Source organism: Corynebacterium maris DSM 45190, from assembly GCF_000442645.1.
Classification (GTDB): Bacteria; Actinomycetota; Actinomycetes; order Mycobacteriales; family Mycobacteriaceae; genus Corynebacterium; species Corynebacterium maris.
Map to the genome: position 1 here is coordinate 1,677,505 of NC_021915.1, position 17,580 is coordinate 1,695,084.

A 17,580-nucleotide genomic window follows, 5' to 3' on the forward strand; every position below is an offset into this window, starting at 1 on the left:
ATCACATCTCCCAGGTGGCTACGTAACGGCCCACGCCCAGGGAGGCGTCGGCCAGGGTGAGCTCGGCCCGCGCCGGGGTCAGCGAGGCCAGCTGAACCCACAGGTCGGGCTCGAGGACGCCACGGGCGCTCAGCCACGCCGCGGCGTCGTCTTCGGGCGGTATGTCCGGCGGCGCGGTCCCAGAGAGCACGGCGCGGCACCAGGCGTCGGCGTCCGCGGCGCCGTCGACGAGCGCGAGCGGGGCCCGGGCCGTCAGACCCGCGCTCCCGTCCACCGCCACCACAGTCAAGGCCTCTGGATTGATCTTGCCGACGTCGTCGCGCACCGACGTCACCCGCCGGGCGTCGTCGCCCAGCACATACCGCTGGATCAACTCCGGCAGATACCGGCCCGTGCCGACCTCGACGTGGGGCGCACCCCACGCCGCCAGCGAGCCCTCCCGGCGCGTACGCCACTGTGGCGCTCGACTGCCGACCAGTTCAATGCCCAGGTCGGGGGCGTGGGTGAGCACCTCCCCCAGCACGCGCCGGGCGGCGGTGAGCAGCCGGGCGCCCGCGTCGTCGGCGGGGGCCAGCTCGCGCACCAACGCGGGCGAGCCAGGAATGACCACGAGATAACCCTTCACGGCACTCCACCTTAGCGTTGCCCCCGCCGCGTACTTCCCGGCCCCGCGCCGCACGGGTGAGAGGGGGCACGCGGTATGTTGTTAACTGTTCCCGGGATAATGTTCCCGGGATTTTTGAACGGCAGCCGTGTCGCGCGGCGCAACGACCACTCAAGGACGGCACTCATGACGACCCCTGCGAATCCTTCCCCCCGCCCCAGCAACACGCCGAAGCCGGGACCGCGCCCGACTCCGGGCACCATGCCGAAGCCGGGGCCGCGGCCGGGAGCGGGCACGTCGCGTCCGGCTCCGTCGCCGGTGCCGGTGGCGGCTCCGCCCAAGAACGACCCCGCGAAGTTCGGCCGCGTCGCCGAGGACGGGTCCGTGTTCGTCACCACGGCCGCCGGGGAGCGTCAGATCGGCTCCTGGCAGGCCGGCACCCCGGCTGAAGGGCTCGCCCACTACGGCGCCCGTTTCGATGACTTGGCCACCGAGGTGGAGCTCCTCGAGGCCCGCCTCAAGGCGCATCCGGAGGAGGCGGCCAATATCCGTAAGCAGGCGGAGGAGCTGCGTGCCTCCCTGCCTGAGGCGGCCGTCATCGGCGATCTCGACGCGTTGGACGCCCGTCTCGGCGCCGTCATCTCGCATTCGGAGGCCGCGGGCGAAAAGGCCCGCGCCCGGCAGGAACAGCGCCGCGAGGAGGACATCGCGCGGAAGGAGCGGCTCGCCGAGGAGGCGGAGGAGATCGCCGCGAACTCCACCGACTGGAAGATCGGCGGGGACCGGATCCGCGCCATTCTGGATGAGTGGAAGACCATCCGCGGCGTCGATCGGAAGACCGATGACGCGCTGTGGAAGCGCTACTCGCGCGCCCGGGACGCCTTCAACCGTCGCCGCGGTTCCCACTTCGCGGACCTCGACCGCCAGCGCGGGGAGGCCAAGCGCAAGAAGGAAGCGCTCGTCGAGCGGGCCCAGGCATTGCAGAACTCCACCGACTGGAACGAGACGGCGCGCGCCTACCGCGATCTGATGTCGGAGTGGAAGGCCGCCGGCCGCGCCCCGCGCGAGGTCGACGACAAATTGTGGGCGCAGTTCCGCGCCGCGCAGGATCACTTCTTCGGCGCCCGGGACGCGGTCAACGCCGAGCGCGACGAAGAGTTCGCGGCCAACGCCGCCGCCAAGGACGCGCTGCTGGCGGAATACGACGAGCAGATCGACCCGGCCAAGGGCCTGGACGGCGCCAAGGCGAAGCTGCGGGAGCTGCAGGACAAGTGGGACGAGATCGGTTACGTGCCGCGCGGACAGGTCCGCGAGTACGAAGACAAGATCACGGCCGTGGAGAAGCGAGTCGCCGACGCGGAGGACGCCCAGTGGCGTCGCACCGACCCGGAGGCGCAGGCACGGGCCGCACAGTTCCAAGCCAAGGTCGATGACCTGACTGCCCAGGCCGAGTCCGCCGAGGCCAAGGGCAAGGCGAAGCAGGCCGCCCAGCTACGCGAGCAGGCCGCCCAGTGGGCCGAGTGGGCGGAAACCGCCGCCAACGCGCTCGAGGACGAGTAGTTTGCCGCGACTGGTCCATCTCGACCGGCCGGTTCCTTCGCAGGAGCCGGCCGATTGCGTGCTCACCTTCGCGTTTCTGGCCAACCTCGCGGCCCAGGAAGCCAGCGGCGACCCGGCGGCCTCGATCTCCGTGGAACGGGTGACCCACCGGCTCGCCGGGTCAGCGGAGTCCGACTCGGTGATGCTCGGCCTGCTGCCTACGGCCGACGCCGCGGCGGCGGATGCGTTGCCGATGTCCCCGCTGGGCTACCCGCTGATCCCGTCGACGCAGCCCGCCGACGCCACGGCGGACGGGTTCTTCGATTTTCTGGGCTTCGTGCACATCAGCCTCCCCCAGCTGGAGGAACGCCACATCCTCGAGTTCGAGATCGTGTTGGACGCCGACCTGCAGCCGCTGCCCGGCGAGGACTTGAGTCCCGAGGCCCGCGACACGATCGCCGCGCTGTTGTCCGGCGTGGAACACGTCGCCCGCCTGCGCGGGCGCAGCGTCCTGCAGCTGTCGATCATGCATCCGGCGGGTCAGCGCCCCGGCACCGGCGCGATGGCCGAGGTGTTGCGCGGGCACGGGTACCGGGCCGGCTTGGCCGAAATGCAGTCCGTCCTCACCGTGCCCGAACACGATCCGACGGACCCGCCGGCGGGTTACCGCGTGCAAATTCTCGAGGACTACCGGGTGCCGCCCGAGCTCATCGACGACGTCGCCGCCCTGTTCACCACCGCCAGCACCGACGTCCCCCACGGCACCATGAGCACCGAGCCAGCCCGGTGGGACGCCCGCCGGTTGGCGGACGCCGCCGCCCGCCTGCACGACCGGGGCGGGCGGCAGCTCATGGCGCTGCTCATCGACCCCGGCGGCGAAGCGCACGCCCTCAGCGAATTCCTGTGGCACGCCGGCTCCCGGCCGGACGTCGTGGAACAGGGCGCCACCATCGTCGCCCGCGGCCGACGCCGCCGCGGGCTGGGCACGGCGGCCACGCACTGGGGCCTGGCAGCCCTGCGCACCGCCTGGCCGGACGCCGAGCGGGTGTATTCCTCCGAGGCCACCGACGACCCGGCGATGGCGGCGATCCTCACCGCCCTCGGCGCCACACCGATCAGCGGCTCGTCCTCCTGGGAGAAGACACTCGGGGAAAAGACCGTCGACTAGCCTCACCCGCCTGCCCAGACGCAAATATTCCCCCGCTCATGTGCCCGTGAGCAGCATAAATGAGGTGGGCGGGAAGATTTTCCTTGCCGTCGCCCCACGGCGCTGCCAAGGTGGTGATAACAGGCGGTGGCCGAACGGCCCAGCTGGCAGTCCGGTCGCCGCACCACCGGATTCAAGGAGGACCACCCGTGAAATTCCCTTGGCTGAAAACCGCTCTCGAGCAGGAGGGCCCGTTCCTCTCGCTGTACATCGACACCACCCGCACCGATGAAAACGCCGCCACCGAAATCACGAACCGGTGGCAGCATCTGCGGGAGAAGGTCACTCAAGAGGGCGCACCAAAGTCCTTGCTCGACAGCATCGAGGATTCCATTCTCCGGCCCTCCTCCATCGGCGGCGACCACGGCCGGGCGATCATCGCCGCCGGCGATGAGATCCTCATCGACCGTGTGCTTCCCGCCCCGCCCCGCGAGGACGCCGGCGCCTACGGCGACACGCCATTGCTGCTGCCGCTGCTGCAGCTGACGCCGCACGCCATCCGGCAGCTGCTCATCGAGGTCGACCGGGCCGGGGCGGACCTGCACCTGCGGGCCGCCACCGATCCGTCGATCGACAACACCACCGAGGCCCTCGGCGAGGACGCCACCGTCGAGGGCGGCCACGACGAGCTGCACAAGACCACCAAATCAGGAGCCAGCCGCCACGGTTGGCGCGGCGATAACTTCGAGGCCCGCGTCGAGGACTCCTGGGAGCGTAACGCCGAGGCCGTCGCCGAGCAGGTCAACAAGCTCGTGCTCAAGCACGACCCGCACATGGTCATCCTCACCGGCGACGTGCGCGCGCAGTCGCTGCTGAAGGACAATCTGCGACAGGAGGTCACGAGCCGGATCTTTGAAGTGCCCGGCGGCACCCGCGGGCAGAGCATGCAGCGCGACTCCTTCTTGGAGGCGCTCGCCGAGACTACGCAGAAGTTCTCCGACGACCGCCAAAACGATCTGGCGGAACAGTACCGGGAGAGCCAGGCCCGCGACGGCGCGTCTGTGGGCGGCGCCTCCGAAATCAGCGCCTCGCTGGATCGCGGACAGGTCGAGGAGCTGCTGTTCGTCATCGGCCACGAGCCGGACAACATCGAGGAGCTGCTGCTCAAGGCCATCACCACCGACGCCGGAGTCAGCGCGCTCGACGACGGCCACGTGGACCTGCTCGACGGGGTCGGCGCCTTGTTGCGCTGGCGCGACGACGCCACCCCGTCGAACGCGCTGGGCAGCATGGGCAATGACCGCCGTCGCATCGACGCGGTGGACCCCACCCGCGACGACGTCTCCCCGAGGGAGGCGGAAGAGGCCGCGATCCGCAGCAACTAACCCGGATCGCTGACTTCTAGAACGTCAGCACCAACCGTCCGCGCACACCGCCGCCCTCGAGGCGGCGGTGTGCTTCTGCCGCCTGCTCCGCCGGGAACTCCTCGGCGACGCGCGGGCTCAACTGCCCATCCTCCACCTGCTGACGCAGCGCATCCAGTTTCGCGTGCTCGCGAGCGTAGCTGGGCACGCTGATCGGCCGGAACTCCACGCCGCGTTCCCCGGCGGCGTCATAACCGCGGACGCTGATCACTGCCCCGCCGTCGCGGACCGCGCCGGTGATCTCGTCTTCTTGCACGGCGCCGTCGATGAGTCCGTCGACCCCGTCTGGGAACTCCTCGCGTACCCGCTCGGCGAAGTCTGCGCCACGCGGCAGCACCGTGTCCGCACCCAACTGCGTGACCAGCTCTTTGTCCTTGTCGGCGGCGTCGGCGACGACGCGGAGTCCGTCGGCTTTCGCCAGCTGCACCGCGTAGCCGCCCATGGCGCCGGCTGCGCCCGTGACCGCCACCGTCTGCCCCGGCGCAAGCGCCAGCGTGTCCAACGCCAACCGGGCGGTCAGCGCGTTCATCGGCACCGACGCCGCCTCCACGTGACCGATCCCTCGAGGGGCGCGCACCACGGACTCGGCCGGCAACGCGATTTTTTCCGAATACGCGCCGTGCGCGCCGTTCGGCACGACGATCGCCATGACCGCGTCCCCCATCACCAGGTCGGTCTCGGTGCCGGGGCCAATGGCCTCGAGGATCCCGGCGGCGTCCATGCCGGGCACGCTCACCCCGTCGGCATGCTCGCCTGCACGTTTCACGGTGTCGGTCGGGTTGACGGCGGCCGCGTGCACGCGGATGAGCACTTCCCCGGCCGCTGGTTCCGGGGCGGGGAGGTCGAAAGCGGTCAGGACGTCGGGTGATCCGGGCTGGGTGAATCCAATAACCTTCATGTCCCGAACTGTAGGTACCGCCGCGCGGATGCGCCAGGGGCTCCGGCTCGGCGGATCAGGGGGCGGGCGTGTCCTGCTCGTCCTCCTTGCCGTCGGTGTCCGGACGGGAGGCCAGGTAACGCTCGGTGGCACGCTGGCGACGGTCGTCGACGAAAAGGGGGTTGTTGTCGAAGGAGGTGTGCCGACGGGTGGTCATGGCCTCGCGCTGCACGTAGCCGACCTCGTCGAGGTTCTCGTCCCGGGCGCGGGCGTCCGCCAGCTGCGCCTGCTCGGGGCTGCGTCGCAGCGCGATCCGACTGTAGGCGTAGACGGCCAGCACCACACCGATGAGCGAGAGGAAAAATCCGACGCCGACGCTCATGTCCTCCTCCGCGACGCTGCGGGTCTGGCGCAACCACAGCGCCAGCAGGGAGAAGATCAGCGTGACGACGCTGAACATCCAGGCGATCAGACCGAAAACCGCGCGGCGGGTGAGCAAGGTGAGCGTGGTGAACACGCCGATACCCAGCGCGCTGAACCAGGCGTAGAGGTATTCGGTGATCTTGATGCCGCCGTCGACGGATTCCGGAAGGCGCAGGACGACCTCGTAGCCGAGCACATGCCCGGCGTGCGGGGTGACCAGGTAGATCACGAACAGCACCAGCGCGGCGAGCAACACCCACCGGTGCCCGCCGAGCTCCATGCGCCGGGCGGCCTTCTTTTCCGCGGCGGCCAGATCGCGGCTGGCGTCGGCGCCCTGGACGTCACGTGCGTTGTCCGCGTGATTGCTGCTGCTCATGAAAACTTTTCTCGGCTTTCCTCGTTGGTGCGGGCCCCGGAGGCCTCGACGGCTCTGGGGCCGCCGAGGATCTGACCGGGTCTCACGGGTTCATCCTACTGGCGGGAGGCGAAAGATCAGGCGTGGCAGGCGGGACCGGCGTCCGGCGTCGACGCCGGGGCGCCGATCTGCGGCAACCCCAGACCGACGCCGATCGGTGCGGTGGTGGGCACCTGGCCCGCGGCCGACATGTCGCCGGCCCGGGTGCGGCGGTGACTGAGCACGCCGGCGTCGGCGATGAGGAAATACGGCTTGGAGTCGGTGACCACCGTGGTCACGACGTCTCCCGGCCGCACCTCACCGTCGAGCGCTCCTTCCGGGGTGAAGTGCACCAGGCGACCGTCGCGGGCGCGCCCGGACAGACGGTTGGTCCGGTCGTTCTTACGGCCGTTTTCTTGCACGAGCAACTCGACTTCGACGCCCACGAGCTTGGCGTTTTCTTCGCCCGCCACCCGGTCCTGCAGGGCGACGAGCCGCTCGAAGCGCTCCTGGACGACCTCTTTGGGGATCTGCTGCTCCATCTCTGCGGCCGGGGTGCCCGGGCGCGGCGAGTACTGGAAGGTGAAGGCGGAGGTGAACCGGGCCCGCTCGACCACGTCAAGAGTGGCCTGAAAGTCTTCCTCGGTCTCACCGGGGAAGCCGACGATGATGTCGGTGGTGATGGAGGCGTGCGGAAGCTTGGCGCGCACCTCGTCCAGGATGGCCAGGAACTTCTTCGAACGGTAGGACCGGCGCATGTCCTTGAGCACCTTGTCAGAGCCGGACTGCAGCGGCATGTGCAACTGGGGGCACACGTTCGGGGTCTCCGCCATCGCGTCGATGACGTCGGAGGTGAACTCCGCCGGGTGCGGGGAAGTGAAGCGCACGCGCTCCAGGCCGTCGATGTCGCCGCAGGCGCGCAACAGCTTGGAAAACGCCGAGCGGTCTCGCCCCAGGTCCGGGTCGGAGAAGTTCACCCCGTAGGAATTGACGTTCTGGCCGAGCAAAGTCACTTCGCTGACGCCCTGGTCGACCAGCGCCTGCACCTCGGCCAGGATGTCGCCCGGGCGGCGGTCGACTTCCTTGCCGCGCAGGCTGGGCACGATGCAGAAAGTGCACGTGTTGTTGCAGCCGACGGAAATGGACACCCAGCCGGCGTAGGCGGATTCCCGCTTGGCCGGCAGCACGCTCGGGAATTGCTCGAGGGATTCGACGATCTCGACCTGCGCCTCGTCGTTGTGCCGGGCGCGCTCCAGCAACGCGGGCAGGGCGCCCATGTTGTGGGTGCCGAAGACCGCGTCCACCCAGGGGGCCTTCTCGACGACGGTGTCGCGGTCCTTCTGGGCCAGGCAACCGCCGACGGCGATCTGCATGCCCGGATGATTGTCCTTCGTGCTCTTGAGCTGGCCCAAAGAGCCGTAGAGTCGCTGGTCGGCGTTGTCGCGCACCGCGCAAGTGTTGAACACCACCAGGTCGGGTTCCTGCCCCTGACCGGCCGCCAGGTAACCGGCGTCCTCCAGCAGGCCGGAAAGTCGTTCGGAGTCGTGGACGTTCATCTGGCAGCCGAACGTGCGGACCTCGTAGGTGGGGGCCGTCCGTCGGGCGTCGATGGTCTGGGAAATGTCACTCGTCTGCTGCACCACGCGCGTCATTGTAGTCAGTCTCGCGGGGGTGACCTAAACATTGAACCGGTGGTTATGACCAGCGCTTCTTTCCTGGCCCCGGAGGTGCGGGGGTATTTGAATGAAAGTATCAATGGTTTCTTCCGCCAACTATCTTCCCGGCGCACCCCCACCTGACTATCATCCTATCTATGACACGGGACACAGTTCGCGACAATTCCGTCCCCTCCCACATGATCCGCATGGAGGGCGTGAACAAATATTTCGACGACTTTCAGGCGCTGACCGACATCAACCTGGAAGTGCCCACCGGCCAGGTGGTCGTCGTGCTCGGGCCGTCCGGCTCCGGAAAATCCACGCTGTGCCGGACCATCAACCGCCTGGAAACCGTCGAATCCGGCGCCATCGCCATCGACGGCGTGCCCCTGCCCGAGGAAGGCAAGGCCCTCGCCCGGCTACGCGCGGACGTCGGCATGGTCTTTCAGCAGTTCAACCTCTTTCCCCACATGACCATCAAGGACAACGTCACCCTCGGCCCCATGAAAGTGCGCAAACTCAAAAAGGCCGACGCCGAAAAACGGGCGATGGCCCTGCTGGACCGGGTCGGCATCGCCAACCAGTCGCACAAATACCCCGCGCAGCTGTCCGGCGGGCAGCAACAACGCGTCGCCATCGCCCGGGCGTTGGCGATGAGTCCCAAGGTCATGCTGTTCGACGAACCGACCTCCGCCCTCGACCCGGAAATGGTCAACGAAGTTCTGGAGGTCATGGCGGACCTCGCCCGCGAGGGCATGACCATGCTCGTCGTCAGCCATGAAATGGGTTTTGCCCGCAAAGTCGCCGACCGGGTGCTGTTCATGGCTGACGGCGCCATCGTCGAAGACGCCTCCCCCGAGGACTTCTTCACCTCCCCGACCTCCAGTCGCGCCAAGGATTTCCTCGGCAAGATCCTCGCCCACTAAATCCCCTTTCTTTCCCCTAAGGAGTTTCACCATGTCCCGCACCCCGATCCGTCTCCTGTCCACCATCGCCGCCGTCGGCCTCGCCGGCGTCACGCTCGTCGCCTGCGGCGACGACTCCTCCGGCGGCGACGGCCTGCTCGCCAACATCGAGGCGGGCGAGGTCACCCTGGGCACCAAGTACGACCAGCCGGGCCTGGGCCTGCGCAACCCCGACGGCTCCCTCTCCGGCCTCGACGTGGACGTCGCCACCTACGTGGTCAACCACATCGCCGAAGCCAACGGCTGGGAAGATCCCGCGATTTCCTGGCGGGAAACCCCTTCCGCGCAGCGGGAAACCCTCATCCAAAACGGTGAAGTCGACATGATCGCCGCGACCTACTCCATCAACGAAGGCCGCGCCGAATCCGTGAACTTCGGCGGCCCCTACCTCCTGACCCACCAGGCGTTGTTGGTACGCGAGGACGACACCACCATCGAAACGCTCGAAGACTTGGACGGCAAGCTGCTGTGTTCCGTGACCGGCTCCACCCCGGCGCAGACAGTCAAGGACGTCCTCGACGGCGTCCAACTGCAGGAGTACGACACCTACTCCTCCTGCACGGAAGCGCTGCGTCAGGGCAACATCGACGCGATGACCACGGACGCCACCATCCTCAACGGCTACGCCGCCCAGTCCCAGGGTGAATTCCGGGTGGTCGCCATGGAGCAGGACGGTCAACCCTTCACCGACGAGCACTACGGCGTCGGGCTGACCAAGGGCGACGAGGAAGCCACCGAGGCCGTCAACGACGCCTTGACCGCAATGCACGACGACGGTTCCTTCGACCAGTTCGTCAGCGACAACCTGGACGCCGGTGACGGCGTGACCCCGGGTACCCCGGGCGACCTGTCCTTCCTGGACCAGTAACCCGCCACTCGATACACCGCCCGCACGGACAAGGAGACGCGCACCGTCATGGAAGCACTGTGGGCCGACCTCTGGCCGGCGATCCTCTCGGCCTTCTGGGTCACCATCCAGCTGACCTTCTGGTCGGCCCTGGGATCGCTGGTGCTCGGAATCGTGCTGACCGCCATGCGCGTCTCCCCCGTGCGGGTGCTGCGTTCACTGGCCACCTTCTACATCACCACGATCCGCAACACGCCGCTGACGCTGATCATCCTGTTCTGCTCCTTCGGCCTGTACCAAAACTTGGGGCTGCAGCTGGCCGAGCGCTCCTCCCCGACCTTCTTGACGGACCAAAACTTCCGTCTCGCCATCCTCGGGTTCATCCTCTACACCTCCGCCTTCGTCGCTGAGTCACTGCGCTCCGGCATCAACACGGTGCACTTCGGCCAGGCCGAGGCCGCCCGGTCGCTGGGGCTGGGCTTCGGCCAACTGTTCCGGCTCATCATCTTCCCGCAGGCGGTGCGCGCCTCCATCGTGCCGTTGGGCAACACGCTCATCGCACTGACCAAAAACACCACCATCGCCTCCGTCATCGGCGTGGCGGAAGCCTCCCTGCTGATGAAAGAGACCATCGAAATCCACGCCAATCAGCTCTTCATCATCTTCGGCGCCTTCGCGTTGGGCTTCATCATCCTCACCTTGCCCATGGGGCTGTCCCTGGGATCCCTGTCGAACCGTCTGGCGGTGAAAAAGTAAATGACCGTGCGCGCCACCGTCCTCTACGACGCCCCCGGCCCCGTCGGCCGACGCACCAACACCCTGCTGTCGCTCGTTGCGCTGATCGTCCTGCTCGCGGCCCTGGGCTGGGTCGGCTGGACCCTTCATTCCCGGGGGCAGCTCGACGCGGTGAAGTGGGAGCCGTTTCTGCAGCCGCAGACTTGGACCACCTACCTGCTCCCGGGACTGTGGGGCACGCTGACGGCCGCGTTCGCCTCCATCCTGCTGGCCATCGTCGCCGGCGTGTTGCTGGGGCTCGGCAGGCTCTCGGAATCACGCCCGCTCAGCTGGTTGTGCGGCGTCATCGTCGAATTCTTCCGCGCCATCCCCGTGCTGCTGCTGATGATTTTCACCTACCAGCTCTTCGCCGTCTATGGGATTGTGCCGCCGCAGCAACTCGCCTTCGCGGCCGTGGTGGTGTCGCTGACCCTGTACAACGGCTCCGTCATCGCTGAAGTGCTCCGTGCCGGCATCAAATCGCTGCCCAAAGGACAGACGGAGGCCGCGCGGGCGTTGGGGCTGTCGCACCGCCAGACCATGTGGAAAGTGCTCCTGCCGCAGGCGACCGCCGCGATGCTGCCGGCGCTGATCTCCCAGATGGTCATCGCCTTGAAGGATTCCGCCCTCGGCTACCAGATCGGGTACGTGGAGATCGTGCGCTCCGGCGTCCAGGCCTCCTCGGTCTACCAGAACTACCTCGCCTCACTGATCGTCGTGGCCATCATCATGATCTTGCTCAACTGGGGGTTGACCGCCCTGGCGGAACGGGTGGAACGCCAGCTCCGGGCCGGTCGCGCCCGGCGGAACATCTTCGCCCACGTGCCCGAACAACCCGATCAGGGCATCGACACCAAAGACAACGCCAACGTCGACTGGCGCGCACCCGGCTACCGGGAGATCCGCAACCCGGCCGAATGACCGCCCCGCAGACGACGAGAACCGCCGCATCGATATACCTCGATGCGGCGGTTCTCGCTGTCAGTGCTGAGAATCAGCGCTGCCTGCTGCTTACTCCTCGGAAATCTCCGGCTGCTCCGGCATCAGGTCCGGGTACTGCTCGAGCCAAGCCTGGATAGCCTCCGACTCCTCACCGTCGTCATATTCGTTGACCACGAGGTCCTCGAGGTCGTTGTACTCCTCGTCGGTCATCTCGATCTCGCCGATCCACTCAGCCAACTCCGGGTGCTCCTCCGCAAACCCGGCGCGCGCCAGGAAGTGCAGGGCTTCTGCCTCACCGAAGTGCCCCTCCGGATCCTCGAGAGCCTTGACCGGGAAGGTGTTGTTCGCCCAGAAAGGGGTCCACAGAGTGACCAGAATGTCCTCTTCGTTGTCCACGGCGCTCTGCAGCTCGGAGAGCATCGCCGGGGTCGAGGAGGTCACCAGGTTGTATTCGTCGTCAAGACCATAGCCCAGCAGGACGTCATCCTGGGTGGCGCGGGTGAGTCCAGCTCCCGGCTCAATGCCGTAAATGGTGTTGTCGAAGCGGTCGCCCTGGCCTTCCAGATCCGCCACCGAGTTGATGTCTTCCATGTATTCCGGAACGGAAATATTGAGTGCAGCGCCCTCGTAGTAAGACCCCAGATCCTCGAGTCCCTCAGAGTACTCTTCCCAGTACTCGATGTGGGTGACCTCCGGCCAGGCCGACGGGTAGATATCGACGTCGCCATTGGCCATTCCGGTGTACAAGGCCGCCGCATCTGACAGCGTCTGATGCTCGACGGAGTAGCCCATCTCGGTGAGCTGGTCATCAAGCAGATGGGCGGTGGACAGCCCGTCCGTCCATGACGGCAGGTATCCGAGCGTGATGGTGCCCAGGTCTCCGGAAGCGTTCTCTTCGGACTCCGCGCAGGCGGTCAGGCCCAGTGCCAGAGTTCCAGCGGCCAGTAGGCCGGTGACTTTACGGAAGATAGACATTGTCATGTCCTTTCAATAAGTGGATGGAGGAATAGACGGGTGCGCAACGGCGCGCCCGTCATGTCGTGCTCGAGTCGTTGTCATTGCCTGCGAGCGCACCGCGGTGTGTCTGCCCCGCGGTGCTGCTCGTGGTGCTGACGGCGCCGGTGTTTAGGGCGCTGGCCGGGGTCGCGGTGGGGTTCGTCTCCGCGTCCTCGGCCGCGGTCCGGTCAGCGTCCGCCCGCTGCTTTTTCTCCGCGCTGCGGGTGCGAGCCATAGACATCAGAGAAGTCGGGTATGACGACGGTGAGCCTAGGGCCGCGGTCAGGCGGTCCAGATACACCGCGAGAATCACCACGGCCAGTCCAGCTTCAACGCCGAGTCCCAGGTTTAGAGTGGAAATAGCCTCGATGACTTCCTTGCCAAGTCCGTCAGCGCCGACCATGCCAGCGATGACCGCCATCGACAGCGCCAACATGATGACCTGGTTGATGCCCGCCATGATGCTCGGCACCGCCAATGGCAGCTGAATGCCACGCAAGATCTGTCCGCGGGTGGCTCCGAAGGAATGTCCGGCCTCCACGGTCTCCGAATCGACCTGGCGGATGCCGAGTTCCGTCATGCGCACGCCAGGGGGTAGCGCGAAAATCACAGTGGACACCAGCCCCGGAACCACGCCGATGGAAAAGAACGTAACAGCGGGGATCAGGTAGACGAAGGCGGGCATCGTCTGCATGAAGTCCATGATTGGCTTGACCACGGCGCTGACCGTGTCGTTGCTGGCCGCCCAGATGCCGAGCGGCACCGCAATGATGACGGCGAACACTGTCGCCACCAGCACCATCGCCATGGTCTGCAGCATGGTGTCCCACTGGTCCAGCGCCACCACAAGCAGGAACCCGATCAGAGACCCCACCGCCAGGCGCCAGGAACGGATCGCCCAGGCGATCGCGGCGAAAATGAGCAGCAGGATCAACGCCGGGATCGACAGCAAAACGTCGGCCAGCCCGTCGATCAAGAAGGTGGTGATCGTGCTGATGAGACTGAAGAACCAGGCGACGTTGTCAGTCAGCCAGTCAACGACCGCTTCTGCCCAGTCGCCCAGTGGCAGGCGGGGAACAAAATTCAGGTCCATGTGCTTACGCCTCCGTTCCGGTCAGCATGGTGGTGGTGCTGGGTACGTCGCCCACGGCGGACAGCAGGGTCACCCGCGGGACGACGCCGAGAAACTTTCCGTCATGCCCCACCACGACGATGGGGCTGGTGTAGTTGGCTGCCAGCCCGAACAGTTCCGAGACCGGAGTCGTGGCAGGGACGACAGGGGCCTCATACTCCGCGGAGAAAGGCAGCTCCTCGGAACCGGTGCGCACCGCCTCCGCGACGTCTTGTTCCCACACCACGCCGACGGGGCGCTGGTCTCGTTTAAGTACGACGAGCCAGGGGTTCTGGGTTTCCCGCATCAGCTTGTGAGCAGAGCGTGGTCCCTGGTTGGGGCCGAGCGTCTCCGGCGGCATCTCCGTGATGTCTCCGGCGGTGAGGACTCGGGTGCGGTCGACGTCCTGCACAAAGCGCGAGACGTAGTCGTTGGCTGGTTTTTGAAGGATCTCTTCTGCGGTGCCGACCTGCTCGATACGTCCGTCTCGCATCATGGCGATCCGGTCGCCCAGCCGCATTGCTTCGTTGAGGTCGTGCGTGATGAACAAGATCGTCTTGTTCAGTCGGGCCTGCAGTTCCATCAACTGGTCCTGCATGTCGCGGCGAATGAGCGGGTCAAGCGCCGAGAATGCCTCGTCCATGAGCAATACCTCAGTGTCGGCGGCCAGCGCCCGGGCAAGGCCGACGCGCTGCCGCATACCACCGGACAGAGCATCGGGGCGGTAACCGCCCCAACCGCGGAGCCCGACCATGGACAGCGCTTCTTCCGCCTTGGCCTCACGATCTGTTTTGTTCATGCCTTGGATTTCCAGGGCGTAAGCGGCGTTTTCACCGACTGTGCGATGCGGGAGGAGGGCGAAGTTCTGGAAGACCATGGAGATCTTCCGACGCCGTACCTCGCGCACTTCAGCTTCAGTCATGCCGGTCAGTGTTTGGCCGTCGATGCGAAGTTCTCCGGCCGTCGCGGGAAGCAGTCCGTTGACCATCCGGATCAGCGTTGATTTTCCAGATCCGGACAACCCCATGACCACGAATATTTCGCTGGGCTGGACGTCGAACGAAGCGTCGATGACCGCCGCGGTCAGCCCGCGGTCGCGAAGCGTTTCCCGTCGCTCCCCTGCCCGCAACGCGTCTACGCCCTGTCGGGGATGTTTGCCAAAAACTTTGAATAAGCCCTCGGCCTCAATGATTGCCATGAGGTATTCCTTAAAAAGTTATCAATTATTTTCCTGCCGCCGTAGTCTTGCCGCGACATGCCTTTAGCCGCCACGGCGTTCGACGCATTGCATCGTGAATATTACAGTCGGGAACAGGCACATCTATTGATCACAACAGAAGTATCCAGCTTTGCCTAATAGAAATAGCAGGCTTTTCCAGGGTAGCACTCGCAAACCACCAGCTCAGTAACGGGCTAGCCCCTCGGCACCTGTAGTTATTGCCAAGTAATAACAATATTTGTTTTTGCAGCTCGCGGGCATTTTTCTCCCCATGCCTCTACGGAAAGACGGCGGCACGACGGTCGATCAGGCAAAACCCCGGCCACTCGAGTTCAGGTACGAACTTCAAGGGGCCGGGGCCTTGCTGGAAATTATGTGTCAGTCCAGCTCTGCGATCCTGGCGTCGAGGGCCTCACGGGCGAGGCGCATCGACATGCCGCCGTCGAATCCTCTGCGGGCGAGCACCCCGACCACGCGGCGCAGTTGCCGGTTATAGTCGTCGCGGTCGACGGGGGCGGTTTTCACCGCTCGGGCCTTCTTTTCCGCAAAGGTACGTGCAGTGGCCTCTTCGTCGGACTGGTCGATCTGTTCCAGGGCGTCCGCCCGAAGAGCTGCGTCCACCCCTTTTTCCCGCAATTCGCGGTCGAGCACCCGGGCGGATTTTCCCCGCCGGGCATGTCGCTGACGCACCCACTCGTGGGCGAAGGTCGCGTCGTCTATCAATCTGGAACGCTGCAGATCATCGAGCACCTCGTCCACGACGCCCGGGTCGAATTCCGCGTCGATGAGCCGACCTCGCAGCTCTTCCCGGGAGCGTGCCCGCTGATCAAGCAGTCCCAGGGCGCGTTTGCGCACCTGCGCCTTGGCCTCTTCCGCCTCGCGGTCGAAGAAACCACCTCCCTCCCCAGACGCGTACTGCGCCAGGGACTCACGGAGCTGGGCGATCTTCTCGGGGTCGGGGGTGTTACTTGTCATCGTCCTCGTCGTCGAAGTCGACGTTCGGAACCATGTCCACCGGATCGTCGCTCAGGCCTTCCTCGCCCTCGATCCCGGGCACGGACAGGGCCGGGTCATCCGCGGACTCTTCCGCGGCGAACTCACCGATGCCCAGTTTGGTGAAGATCTTCTTTTCGATCTCATCCGCCAGGTCGGGGTTGTCCTTGAGGAACAACCGGGACTTCTCCTTGCCCTGCCCCAGCTGGTCACCGTCGTAAGTGAACCAGGAGCCGGACTTCTTGACAATGCCGTTCTCCACGCCCAAGTCAATGACGGAGGATTCCCGCGAGATGCCCTCGCCATACATGATGTCGAACTCTGCGATCTTGAACGGCGGGGACACCTTGTTCTTGACCACCTTGACGCGGGTGCGGTTGCCGATGGCGTCTTGACCGTCCTTGAGAGTCTGGATGCGGCGGACGTCGAGGCGCACGGAGGAGTAGAACTTCAGCGCCTTACCGCCCGTGGTGGTCTCCGGCGAGCCGAACATGACGCCGATCTTCTCGCGCAGCTGGTTGATGAAGATCGCGGTCGTGCCGGAGTTGTACAGCGCGCCGGTCATCTTGCGCAGGGCCTGCGACATCAGGCGAGCCTGCAGGCCGACGTGGCTGTCGCCCATCTCGCCTTCGATCTCGGCCTTCGGGGTCAGGGCCGCGACGGAGTCGATGACGATGATGTCAATCGCCCCGGAGCGCACCAGCATGTCGGCGATCTCCAAGGCCTGCTCACCTGTGTCCGGCTGAGAGACCAGCAGGTTGTCGGTGTCCACGCCCAGTTTCTTGGCGTAGTCGGGGTCCAGGGCATGCTCGGCGTCGATGAAGGCGGCGATGCCGCCGTCCCTCTGGGCGGAGGCGATGGCGTGGAGCGCCACCGTCGTCTTGCCCGAGGACTCCGGCCCGTAGACCTCCACGACACGACCACGGGGGAAACCGCCGATGCCTAGGGCGACGTCGATGGCGGTGTTGCCGGAGGAGATGGCCTGGATCGGCGGGCGATCCTCATCTCCCAGGCGCATGACGGCGCCCTTGCCGTAGTCCTTCTCGATCATCGCCATTGCGGCGTCGAGTGCCTTCGTCCGGTCCCCGCCGGCGGTCTGCGTCTTCGCGCTCTTCTTTGCCATGTGGTTGACTTCCGTTCTCTTCAAAGTAGCTGATGGTCGGGCCCTGCTGTGGTGTGCTGGTCAGGCACGAGGCGCGCTGTGGCGGCGCGGAAACCCCCTCATTGTCTTAGACTCTGCCGTCCGGTCGAATGGCTCCCGGCTGCGACACATTCACGTGCACGAGGATAACCGGGGACACTGACATCACCCCCGAACATACACGAACGCATGTTCGACCCCAATTCGAAGTGACTTGGCCGTCCTTCCTCCTCAGAACCCGGGTCGGTCGACCCCCAGGCGCCGCCCCTCGGGGACGTCGAAATCCTCACAGAGCCCCTCCCACACTTTCCGCGGGTCGACGCCGCGTTCGATGAGCTCCTCGGCGGTGCCGCCCAGCCCCGCAAGCACGTGGGAGTGGGCGATCCACTTGCCCTCCTGCTCGCCGAACTCGTCTGTGATCAGTCGATGAAACTCCGTTAGGCGCATGCCCCGGATGATACCGGCCTCCCCGCCGCCACCCCGTGCCCCTCCCCCGGGCTCCCCTTGAACGGTGTTTAAGGATAGG

At 66.1% G+C, this 17,580-nt stretch carries 17 protein-coding genes; 7 read left to right on the top strand and 10 right to left on the bottom strand.

All coding sequences use genetic code 11. The features are described from left to right. Position 1 precedes the first annotated feature (1 nt). On the bottom strand, positions 2–625 hold the full coding sequence (locus B841_RS07885; RefSeq protein ID WP_020934960.1) for a hypothetical protein: 624 nt from the start codon (positions 623–625) through the stop codon (positions 2–4). A 165-nt stretch (positions 626–790) separates the two neighbouring features. Between B841_RS07885 and B841_RS07890 the strand changes: the two genes are divergently transcribed. The 3 genes from B841_RS07890 (at position 791) to B841_RS07900 (ending at position 4,675) form a co-directional block, all read left to right on the top strand. Further along, entirely contained in the window at positions 791–2,164 is a 1,374-nt protein-coding gene (locus B841_RS07890) for a DUF349 domain-containing protein (RefSeq protein ID WP_052337742.1), read from the top strand. A 1-nt stretch (position 2,165) separates the two neighbouring features. Beyond that, positions 2,166–3,311, top strand: a complete 1,146-nt coding sequence (locus B841_RS07895; protein ID WP_156844737.1) for a GNAT family acetyltransferase — start codon at positions 2,166–2,168, stop codon at positions 3,309–3,311. A 188-nt stretch (positions 3,312–3,499) separates the two neighbouring features. Further along, on the top strand, positions 3,500–4,675 hold the full coding sequence (locus B841_RS07900) for a baeRF2 domain-containing protein (RefSeq protein ID WP_020934963.1): 1,176 nt from the start codon (positions 3,500–3,502) through the stop codon (positions 4,673–4,675). A 16-nt stretch (positions 4,676–4,691) separates the two neighbouring features. On the opposite strand, the gene B841_RS07905 is transcribed toward B841_RS07900, so the two are convergent. The 3 genes from B841_RS07905 to miaB all read right to left on the bottom strand — a co-directional run bounded on the left by B841_RS07905 (position 4,692) and on the right by miaB (position 8,060). Then, positions 4,692–5,612 (bottom strand): quinone oxidoreductase family protein, encoded by a 921-nt coding sequence (locus tag B841_RS07905; protein ID WP_020934964.1) that lies wholly within the window; start codon positions 5,610–5,612, stop codon positions 4,692–4,694. A 55-nt stretch (positions 5,613–5,667) separates the two neighbouring features. Further along, positions 5,668–6,390 carry an Rv2732c family membrane protein gene (locus B841_RS07910; protein ID WP_020934965.1) on the bottom strand — a complete coding sequence of 241 codons (723 nt, stop codon included), beginning with the start codon at positions 6,388–6,390 and terminating at the stop codon, positions 5,668–5,670. Between the two features lie 116 nt (positions 6,391–6,506). Continuing rightward, positions 6,507–8,060: a tRNA (N6-isopentenyl adenosine(37)-C2)-methylthiotransferase MiaB gene (gene miaB, locus B841_RS07915; protein WP_020934966.1), complete on the bottom strand. Its 1,554-nt coding sequence runs from the start codon at positions 8,058–8,060 to the stop codon at positions 6,507–6,509. A gap of 203 nt (positions 8,061–8,263) precedes the next feature. On the opposite strand from miaB, the gene gluA reads away from it, so the two are divergent. Genes gluA through B841_RS07935 form a run of 4 tightly spaced genes read left to right on the top strand, consistent with a single transcriptional unit; the run spans position 8,264 to position 11,573 of the window. Further along, a complete protein-coding gene (gluA, locus tag B841_RS07920) occupies positions 8,264–8,992 on the top strand; it encodes a glutamate ABC transporter ATP-binding protein GluA (protein ID WP_020934967.1) in 729 nt (242 codons plus the stop codon). Between the two features lie 31 nt (positions 8,993–9,023). Continuing rightward, positions 9,024–9,899, top strand: coding sequence for a glutamate ABC transporter substrate-binding protein (locus tag B841_RS07925; RefSeq protein ID WP_020934968.1), 876 nt, complete (start codon positions 9,024–9,026; stop codon positions 9,897–9,899). A 48-nt stretch (positions 9,900–9,947) separates the two neighbouring features. Next, complete coding sequence (locus tag B841_RS07930; RefSeq protein ID WP_020934969.1) at positions 9,948–10,634, top strand: amino acid ABC transporter permease; 687 nt, start codon at positions 9,948–9,950, stop codon at positions 10,632–10,634. After that, a complete protein-coding gene (locus B841_RS07935) occupies positions 10,635–11,573 on the top strand; it encodes an amino acid ABC transporter permease (RefSeq protein WP_020934970.1) in 939 nt (312 codons plus the stop codon). A gap of 90 nt (positions 11,574–11,663) precedes the next feature. On the opposite strand, the gene B841_RS07940 is transcribed toward B841_RS07935, so the two are convergent. From B841_RS07940 to B841_RS07965, 6 genes are all read right to left on the bottom strand, one after another. After that, positions 11,664–12,569 carry a glycine betaine ABC transporter substrate-binding protein gene (locus B841_RS07940; protein ID WP_020934971.1) on the bottom strand — a complete coding sequence of 302 codons (906 nt, stop codon included), beginning with the start codon at positions 12,567–12,569 and terminating at the stop codon, positions 11,664–11,666. Between the two features lie 58 nt (positions 12,570–12,627). After that, the gene (locus B841_RS07945; protein WP_020934972.1) at positions 12,628–13,683 is read right to left on the bottom strand and encodes an ABC transporter permease; all 1,056 of its coding nucleotides are present in this window, start codon (positions 13,681–13,683) and stop codon (positions 12,628–12,630) included. A 4-nt stretch (positions 13,684–13,687) separates the two neighbouring features. Next, the gene (locus tag B841_RS07950) at positions 13,688–14,899 is read right to left on the bottom strand and encodes a quaternary amine ABC transporter ATP-binding protein (RefSeq protein WP_020934973.1); all 1,212 of its coding nucleotides are present in this window, start codon (positions 14,897–14,899) and stop codon (positions 13,688–13,690) included. 399 nt (positions 14,900–15,298) lie between these two features. Further along, positions 15,299–15,895: a recombination regulator RecX gene (gene recX / locus B841_RS07955; RefSeq protein WP_020934974.1), complete on the bottom strand. Its 597-nt coding sequence runs from the start codon at positions 15,893–15,895 to the stop codon at positions 15,299–15,301. Further along, positions 15,885–17,036 carry a recombinase RecA gene (recA, locus tag B841_RS07960; RefSeq protein WP_020934975.1) on the bottom strand — a complete coding sequence of 384 codons (1,152 nt, stop codon included), beginning with the start codon at positions 17,034–17,036 and terminating at the stop codon, positions 15,885–15,887. Before recA ends, recX begins: the two co-directional genes overlap by 11 nt. A gap of 249 nt (positions 17,037–17,285) precedes the next feature. Beyond that, positions 17,286–17,501, bottom strand: a complete 216-nt coding sequence (locus tag B841_RS07965; protein WP_020934976.1) for a DUF3046 domain-containing protein — start codon at positions 17,499–17,501, stop codon at positions 17,286–17,288. Positions 17,502–17,580: the final 79 nt, after the last annotated feature.